General features: G+C 48.3%; 8 protein-coding genes. 7 read left to right on the top strand and 1 reads right to left on the bottom strand.

Annotation, left to right across the window (positions count from 1 at the left end):
* Positions 1–430 precede the first annotated feature (430 nt).
* From phnN to EH243_RS18300, 3 genes are all read left to right on the top strand, one after another.
* Positions 431–1,015, top strand: a complete 585-nt coding sequence (gene phnN, locus EH243_RS18290; protein WP_126160100.1) for a phosphonate metabolism protein/1,5-bisphosphokinase (PRPP-forming) PhnN — start codon at positions 431–433, stop codon at positions 1,013–1,015.
* Between the two features lie 61 nt (positions 1,016–1,076).
* Positions 1,077–1,466 carry an acyl-CoA thioesterase gene (locus EH243_RS18295; RefSeq protein ID WP_126160101.1) on the top strand — a complete coding sequence of 130 codons (390 nt, stop codon included), beginning with the start codon at positions 1,077–1,079 and terminating at the stop codon, positions 1,464–1,466.
* Positions 1,463–2,362 carry a DMT family transporter gene (locus EH243_RS18300; RefSeq protein WP_126160102.1) on the top strand — a complete coding sequence of 300 codons (900 nt, stop codon included), beginning with the start codon at positions 1,463–1,465 and terminating at the stop codon, positions 2,360–2,362. The genes EH243_RS18295 and EH243_RS18300 overlap by 4 nt, the downstream gene beginning before the upstream one ends.
* A gap of 29 nt (positions 2,363–2,391) precedes the next feature.
* Here the strand turns inward: EH243_RS18300 and ilvY are convergent, their stop codons facing one another.
* Positions 2,392–3,264 carry an HTH-type transcriptional activator IlvY gene (gene ilvY / locus EH243_RS18305; RefSeq protein ID WP_126160103.1) on the bottom strand — a complete coding sequence of 291 codons (873 nt, stop codon included), beginning with the start codon at positions 3,262–3,264 and terminating at the stop codon, positions 2,392–2,394.
* A gap of 226 nt (positions 3,265–3,490) precedes the next feature.
* Between ilvY and ubiM the strand changes: the two genes are divergently transcribed.
* The 4 genes from ubiM (at position 3,491) to EH243_RS18325 (ending at position 7,289) form a co-directional block, all read left to right on the top strand.
* Entirely contained in the window at positions 3,491–4,696 is a 1,206-nt protein-coding gene (gene ubiM, locus EH243_RS18310) for a 5-demethoxyubiquinol-8 5-hydroxylase UbiM (RefSeq protein ID WP_126160104.1), read from the top strand.
* Positions 4,697–4,873: 177 nt separating this feature from the next.
* Positions 4,874–5,653 carry a CDP-diacylglycerol--serine O-phosphatidyltransferase gene (gene pssA, locus EH243_RS18315; protein ID WP_126160105.1) on the top strand — a complete coding sequence of 260 codons (780 nt, stop codon included), beginning with the start codon at positions 4,874–4,876 and terminating at the stop codon, positions 5,651–5,653.
* 26 nt (positions 5,654–5,679) lie between these two features.
* The gene (gene msrP / locus EH243_RS18320; protein WP_126160106.1) at positions 5,680–6,702 is read left to right on the top strand and encodes a protein-methionine-sulfoxide reductase catalytic subunit MsrP; all 1,023 of its coding nucleotides are present in this window, start codon (positions 5,680–5,682) and stop codon (positions 6,700–6,702) included.
* On the top strand, positions 6,702–7,289 hold the full coding sequence (locus EH243_RS18325) for a protein-methionine-sulfoxide reductase heme-binding subunit MsrQ (protein ID WP_126160107.1): 588 nt from the start codon (positions 6,702–6,704) through the stop codon (positions 7,287–7,289). Before msrP ends, EH243_RS18325 begins: the two co-directional genes overlap by 1 nt.
* The last annotated feature ends 366 nt before the right edge of the window (positions 7,290–7,655 follow it).

Raw genomic sequence — 7,655 nt, forward strand, 5'->3', positions numbered from 1 at the left:
GATCTTTAGGCACAAGCTCATCAATACAGACAAACTCAAGGGTGGACTGGGTTTGGGGGCGTTCTTTTAACATGGCTCTATTATAAAAAATCCTCGTCATTTGACGAGGACTTTTTCAGCAGTCTGAGCCGCTCACTGAGCGGCTTTTTTTTGGCCAGAGTAAACTAAAGTTTAAACTGCAGAGTGGGATCGCTGTTGATGATGGTTGAGGGCTGAAGGTGCAGGTGCAGGTGATCCGTGATGTATAAGATAGCCGGTTGCTCATTTTCATCGTTGAAATAGGCGCTATGTTGTTGTCTTGGCACAGAAGATCTCGATCTTGTTTTGCATGTGGCGACGGTCGGACTGGGCTAATCAGGGCTGGTGTTTCCAATTTAAGCGTATTACTCTTGGGCTCTCAATCATCGGTATAGTACTCAGAGATCACCCTATGAGTGGAAAACTGCTTTATCTGGTGGGCGCTTCAGGCAGCGGTAAAGATAGCTTGCTTGAAGGGTGCCGTCAGCGCCTGCAGGCAAAGCATCGCTGTTTTGTTGCCCATCGTTATATTACCCGCGCACCTAACATTGGTGGTGAAAACCATATCCATTTATCGCCTGAAGAGTTTGATATGCGAGCTAATATGGGGATGTTTGCTATGCAGTGGTATTCCCATGACTATAGTTATGGCATCGGTGCTGAAATAGATAGCTGGTTGGCGAAAGGTGTCAATGTGGTTATCAATGGTTCTCGCGAGTATTTGCAAATTGCCTTACATGCTTATCCGAACTTGGTTCCGGTGTTGGTACAGGTGGATGAAGAGCGCCTCCGGCAGCGCTTGACGGAACGAGGCCGCGAAACGGAGGCTGAGATCGTTAAGCGGCTTGACCGGCATCGGCAATTTGTCGATAGCCTGCCGAATAGTATTTTGCTGATCGATAATAATGCGAATCTACAGGAGGGTGTCGATGCTTTGCTGACGATTATCGATTCGTTGGCCCCTGATACGGTAAAGTCGGCCCGCTCAACCCACTAGATTATTATTCATATTCAAGAGGGTGCTATTGAAGCACCCTTTTTTTGTTAGGAGACTTCCAATGTTCAGTATTGAAATGAGTGTTAGGGATTATGAACTGGATATGCAAGGTATCGTTAATAACGGTGTTTATTTCAACTATCTTGAGCATGCCCGCCATGCGTTTTTGAAACAGGGCGGAATCGATTTTGCGGCACTGACCAGCGCGGGCATTCATCTGGTGGTCATCCGTTCTGAACTGGATTACAAAGCCTCGTTAAAAAGCGGTGATCGATTTCGGGTTGAGGTTGCGCTCGAACGGCTCAGCCGCGTGAAGTTTGGCTTTCGCCAGCGGGTTGTGCGTCTAGAAGATGAAAAGGTTTGTCTTGATGGGCTGGTGGTTGGTACCGCGTTGAATGAGCGTGGTCGGCCCTATATCTCACCGCTTCTGGAAGAGCTTTTCAATCAATGATTAAGTCTCAGTTTGACGGTTTGGCGATACTGTTACTGGTTGGTCTTTGTCTGCTCTTTGGATTGAATCAGGTAGTGGTTAAATTTGGCTTGGAGGGAGTGTCGCCACTGATGCAAGCCGGTTTGCGTTCGATCGGCGCTTCTGTACTGCTAATCGCATGGATGTTGTGGCGGGGTGAAAAAATACTCCGCCGCGATGGCGCTTTTTGGTGGGGCATGCTCCTCGGGGTGTTATTTGCGTTGGAGTTTTTGTTTATCTACATGGCATTGAATCTGACAACGGCTTCCCGAACAACGATTTTTCTTTACACATCACCGTTTGTTGTGGCATTGGGGGTGCATCTGTTTGTGCCAGGTGAACAGCTAAGTAAAGTGCAGGCTGCCGGGTTGCTGGTGGCCTTTATTGGCGTCTTCGTGGCTTTTCGGGATTCACTGGATGCTGACGCTTCTCTGTTGGGTGATAGTTTAGCGTTGGTCGGTGCTTTTTTCTGGGGCGCGACAACGGTGGTGCTCAAGGCATCGCCTCAACGGCATCAGTCACCGGCTAGGGTATTGCTGTATCAGTTGGTGGTATCTGCGTTGATACTGCCCCTGCTATCTTGGTTGTTGAATGAGCCAGGTATTGTGAGTTTGACCCCCTCGGTTATTGGCTCACTGCTCTTTCAAATCGTTTTGATGGCGTTTGTTGGTTATATGGCTTGGTTCTGGTTGCTGAGTCACTATCCTGCTTCAAAAATTGCCAGTTTTACTTTCTTAACGCCGTTGTTTGGTGTGCTGTTTGCGTGGCTGATTCTCGATGAGCAACTGACGTTCGATATGGTGGGGGCTCTGCTATTGGTCGCGTTGGGTATCTATTTGGTTAATCGGCCCGCAAGGCGGACGGGAAAAATAGTGTGATATCGCAGAGGCGCTTAGGTGGTTGAGCATTAGCCGGTCTGAGACCAAAAGGCCGCGATGAGAGGGCTCTGTCGTTTTTTCTTGAGTGCGATAAGACCCACATCATAGGGTTGTAGCTCGGGTTGTATCGCTAAGATACGAACTCGAGTTGCCAGAGGGCTGTTTTCTAAGACGATTTTCGGTACGACTCCGACGCCAAAGCCGAGACTGACCATGCTAACAATGGCTTCGTTTCCTGCCACCTGCGCATAGATTTTGGGTTTGGCTTGGTGTGCCTTAAACCACTGATCTATGCGCTTTCGAGATACACCCTCTTCTGACAAAATCATCGGCACCGCTGACCAGTCAATGGTGCCCTGTAATATGGCATCAAGTTGCGGGTCTTGCTGAGGTGCGATAAATACGAGAGGTGAAGTGGCGATATGCTTGAACGCAAGGCTGTTATGCAGGGTGTCCGTGCGGGCGGCAATCGTGATATCGTCGGTACCGCTCATGACTCGCTGAATGGCGCTTTCAGGATCGCCGGTATGTAGTTTTATTTCGATTTTCGGGTGTTGCCGGCGGAATTTGTTGAGAATATCGTAGAGAAAACTATAGCTGGCGGTGACTGAGCAATACACGCTGATTTCTCCCTGTAACTCCTGCGCATCCTCTAGTAGTGAATTGCGTATCACGTCCCACTGTATCAGTGCTTCCCGAGCATACGCCTGAAAGTGTTCGCCTTCGCGGGTCAGTCTGACCGTACGATTATCCCGTTCGAACAACTGTACGCCGAGGGTGCTTTCCATCTGTTTAATGGTACGCGTCAGGGCGGAAGGGCTGATATGACAAGCCTCACTGGCGCGGCCAAAGTGAAGGGTGTCGCAGAGGCTGAGGAAAAAAGTAAGGGAGCGGGTATCCATAAATATTGTCAGCTCGTGTATTGCAGTATGTGAAATGTATTTTTGCATATAGGTTATTTTCTGCAATATATATTTGTTCAGGTAATCAATGAGGGATGGCTGATAGCGATTGGGGTCGTGCTTTCTTAAAGCGGTTTGATCTGGGTTAGGGAAATCAGCCTGCTTTGCGGGTAATGTTTGGCCTAACTTTTCGCTTTGAATGGCGCATGATCGTCTGAGGTTCTGTATGAAGTATGACATTATCATTATTGGTGCAGGTCCGGCGGGGCTGAGTTTTGCTCGTTCATTGAAGGGGACGTCATTAAAGGTGTTGTTGGTGGATCGCTCGCCTTTGAGTGCACTGCAGAACCCTGCGGAAGATGGGCGTGAAATCGCATTGACGCATCGGTCGATCGCGCTGATGAAGAGTGCGGGGGCATGGCAACGCCTTTCTTCGCATGATATATCGCCTATCTGCGCCGCTAAGGTGTTGGATGGACATTCTAGTTACACGTTGGATTTTGACAATGATAATGCGGGCCTTGAGGCATTGGGGTATTTAGTACCCAACGATAAGATTCGCAAAGCTTACTTTGAAGTGGTTGAAGGCGTCGATAATGTTGAGCTGATGACGGATATCTCCGTTGACGATGTGGGCAGTGATGCAGATAGTGCTTGGGTGCAGTTGTCGAGCGGTGAGCGTTTCGAGTGCGATCTGCTGGTGTCAGCGGATAGTCGCTTTTCAGACACGCGTCGAAAGATGGGTTTGCCTGCCAGTATTAAGGATTTTTCTCGCACGGCGATTGTCTGTCGCATGGAGCACTGCCTTTCCCATGATCAAACCGCGCTTGAGTGCTTTCATTATGGTCGGACGGTAGCGGTTCTACCGATGAATGGTCATCTTTCATCGATTGTGGTGACGGTGTCTAGTGCAGAGGCTGCTAGAATCTTCAATATGAACGAAGACGCTTTTGCTGCGGATATTGAACGACGTCTGGAAGGGCGGCTGGGGGCTATGAAACTATATGGACGCCGGCATTTATATCCTTTGGTTGCGGTGCATGCCAATAAGTTTATCGGTCGGCGATATGCGGTGATTGGTGATGCGGCTGTGGGTATGCACCCAGTGACGGCTCATGGCTTTAATTTGGGGTTGCGGAGCCAGGAAACGTTAACCAACGCGATTAAGCAAGCCGTCAGCCGAGAGACTGATATAGGCTCAAGTCGTGTTTTACAGCATTATCAGCGGAGCCATATGCTGGTTACCCGCCCTCTGTATATGGGAACTAATCTCGTGGTTGGGTTGTTTACTAACGACAATGTTGTCGCCAAAATTGCCCGCAAAGCAACGTTGCGGGTTGCTAATAATGTTGCGCCGTTAAAACGGGCGATTACTCGGAAATTAACGGAAAATCATGGTGATCGACTATTCTTTTTGCCAGGCTTAAAATAAATCTCATTTTTTCGTCTTAATATCTACATCCGTATCTTACTGTGCAGGTGTAAAAACCTACTTTTGGCTTTTTTACTGGGTTCTGAGGTTGAAAGCTTTTGGGTAGCGATAGCTTTCCGTTATGCGGAAAAGTAGAATGACTAAACATTTTGTTAATACATCGGTGTAAACAGCTCTATGAACAACCCACAGGGAAGCAAACCAGAACAGCCTGATCAACCCATTCCAGAATCTGCAGACCCTAAGCCTCGTAATCGAGGGATATATCTACTGCCAAACCTTTTTACGACCGGCGCACTGTTTAGTGGCTTCTACGCTATTGTCGCGGGCATGAACGGTGCTTTTGATAATGCAGCCATTGCGATTTTTGTCTCGATGGTGCTTGACGGACTTGATGGACGAGTGGCTCGTCTAACCAATACCCAGAGTACATTTGGGGCTGAGTATGACTCGCTGGCGGATATGGTCTCATTCGGTGTCGCACCAGCACTGGTTACCTTTAGCTGGGCCTTGAGTGATGCAGGTAAGTTTGGTTGGTTCTGTGCCTTTATCTATGTTGCCGGTGCCGCGCTGCGATTAGCACGCTTTAATACTCAGATCGGTTCTGTGGATAAACGTTACTTTATCGGCTTACCTAGCCCTGCGGCAGCCGCTTCTATTGCTGGCTTGGTGTGGGCTTGTGTCGAATTCGACATTGATTTTAGTGGTTTTATCTATCCTATCGCTATCTACGTTGCCTTAATGGGCGTGCTGATGGTGAGCAATGTGCTGTACTACAGCTTTAAGGATATTGACCCTAAAGGGAAAATTCCCTTTATGATCCTGCTGGTGATTGTATTGACCATCGGTGTGATCTCGATTAGTCCGCCAATCTTCCTGTGGTTGCTGCTGTTAGGTTATTCGTTATCAGGGCCTGTGCTTTGGTTGCTGCGTAAGCGTAAGTCATTGAGCCATTAGACTGTTAGTCAGGCTAGGAGGTTGTTTTGAAACGGTATAGACGTATAGGCTCGCCATCGATTCAACCATCAGAGATTACCCCAGAGCCTATTTATCGAAACCGGCGTCGCTTTATGCAAGCGGCGTTATCCATGACGGCGCTGCCGGTGCTGGGTTTTTCATCCCAGGCCGGTGCGACGGATTACGATATTGCCGGTGATCTACCCATCTATGAGGGTCCCTCGTGGCTCCAGCCTAAGCTAGCTAGCGCGGTACACAATCCCGGATATTCAACCGAAGAAAAGCTGGCACCTTATTATGATGCGATTACCCATAATAACTTTTATGAGTTTGGCACCGATAAACGTGATCCGGTTCGTCATGCGCAGGGGCTTATAACGGATCCTTGGCAGGTTGAAATTAGCGGGGCAGTCGCTAAACCAGGCCAATATCATCTTGAAGATATTCTCGCTCCACATGCATTAGAAGACCGGATCTATCGGTTGCGCTGCGTTGAGGCTTGGTCGATGGTGATTCCTTGGTTAGGATTCCCGCTAGCGGACCTGATTAAGCGTTTTGAACCGACCTCTAAAGCCAAATATGTGCACTTCACGACATTGGAAGATAAAGAGCAGATGCCGGGGCAAAGTAACCTTTTCGGTACGATAACATGGCCCTATGTTGAAGGGCTCAGAATCGACGAGGCCATGAATCCACTGGCATTATTGGTGGTGGGGATGTACGGCAATGCGCTACCACCCCAAAACGGCGCGCCGTTGAGGTTGGTCGTACCTTGGAAATATGGTTTTAAGTCGATCAAATCGATTGTCCGTATTCATTTTAGCGAAACAATGCCGCAAACGAGCTGGAATCATATCGCGCCAGATGAATATGGCTTCTATGCAAATGTGAACCCTGCTGTTGATCATCCTCGTTGGTCGCAGGCCACTGAGCGCAGGTTACCTTCTTCGCTGTTCTCACCAAATATTATCGATACCTTGCCCTTTAATGGTTATGCCGAGGAGGTCGCTGATCTCTACAAGGGGATGGATCTGAAACAGTGGTTTTAATGTCAGCATTACAGCGTAAAGGTTGGATTCGCTGGAGTGTCTTTTTACTATTGCTGCTGCCGTTAATCTTATTGATTCAGCGTTTACTCAATGGCGACTTAGGTGCTGATCCAGCGAAGTTTATCGTTAAAGAGCTTGGTTATTGGTCTCTCTGCTGGTTATGGTTAACATTAAGCGTAACACCCGCGCGAATTTATCTAGGTTGGCGCTGGTTAACGTCTTATCGGCGTATGTTTGGGCTCTTTGCCTTTTTTTATGCCGTGCTGCATCTGCTGGCCTTTGCAACCTTTCTGCTAGGTTGGCGCTGGGATAGTCTGATAACCGAATTAACGAAACGGCCCTATATTATTGTGGGTTCGCTTGCTCTGTTGTGTATGTTGCCATTGGCAATAACTTCAACCAAAGGGATGCAGCGCAAGTTGGGTAAAGACTGGAAGCGGCTACATTCATTGATTTACCCCATCAGCATACTCGTTATGTTGCACTATACCTTGCAGATCCGTTCGGACTTTTCTCAGCAACTAATCTTTGCTGTTCTGCTGGTTGTACTGCTTGGGTGTCGTATATATCGAAAAAGACGACCTTAGGTTTTTGGGCCGGGATCAGCCGATAGTTATCGGTGCAGGGTGTAACGCGGCAAGGGTATGTGCGTCGATGTTTTATGTAATAGGTAGGTGATAGAGACGTGGCAGGTTGAGATTCGCCTTAGCTTAGTTTGCAAAGAACCGGTGATTAGGTCTGTTAAGAGGGGCTTTTTCAGTTATGAGCCCGCGTAACGTGCTGTCTGACGGTTCTTACTTAAAAACTTAGCTCTTTTTTATCAAATTGACACTTTTTCGTGCTGCCCCTGTTGACTCCCTGCCTGTCCGGTGTAGAATGCGCCTCCTCGCTTGAGACAGCCACCGGAAACGGTCACTGAAACAAGACGAGCTGTTTGATTAACCCATTGAAAG

Origin of the sequence: Amphritea opalescens, assembly GCF_003957515.1 — a bacterium.
GTDB classification, from domain to species: Bacteria; Pseudomonadota; Gammaproteobacteria; order Pseudomonadales; family Balneatricaceae; genus Amphritea; species Amphritea opalescens.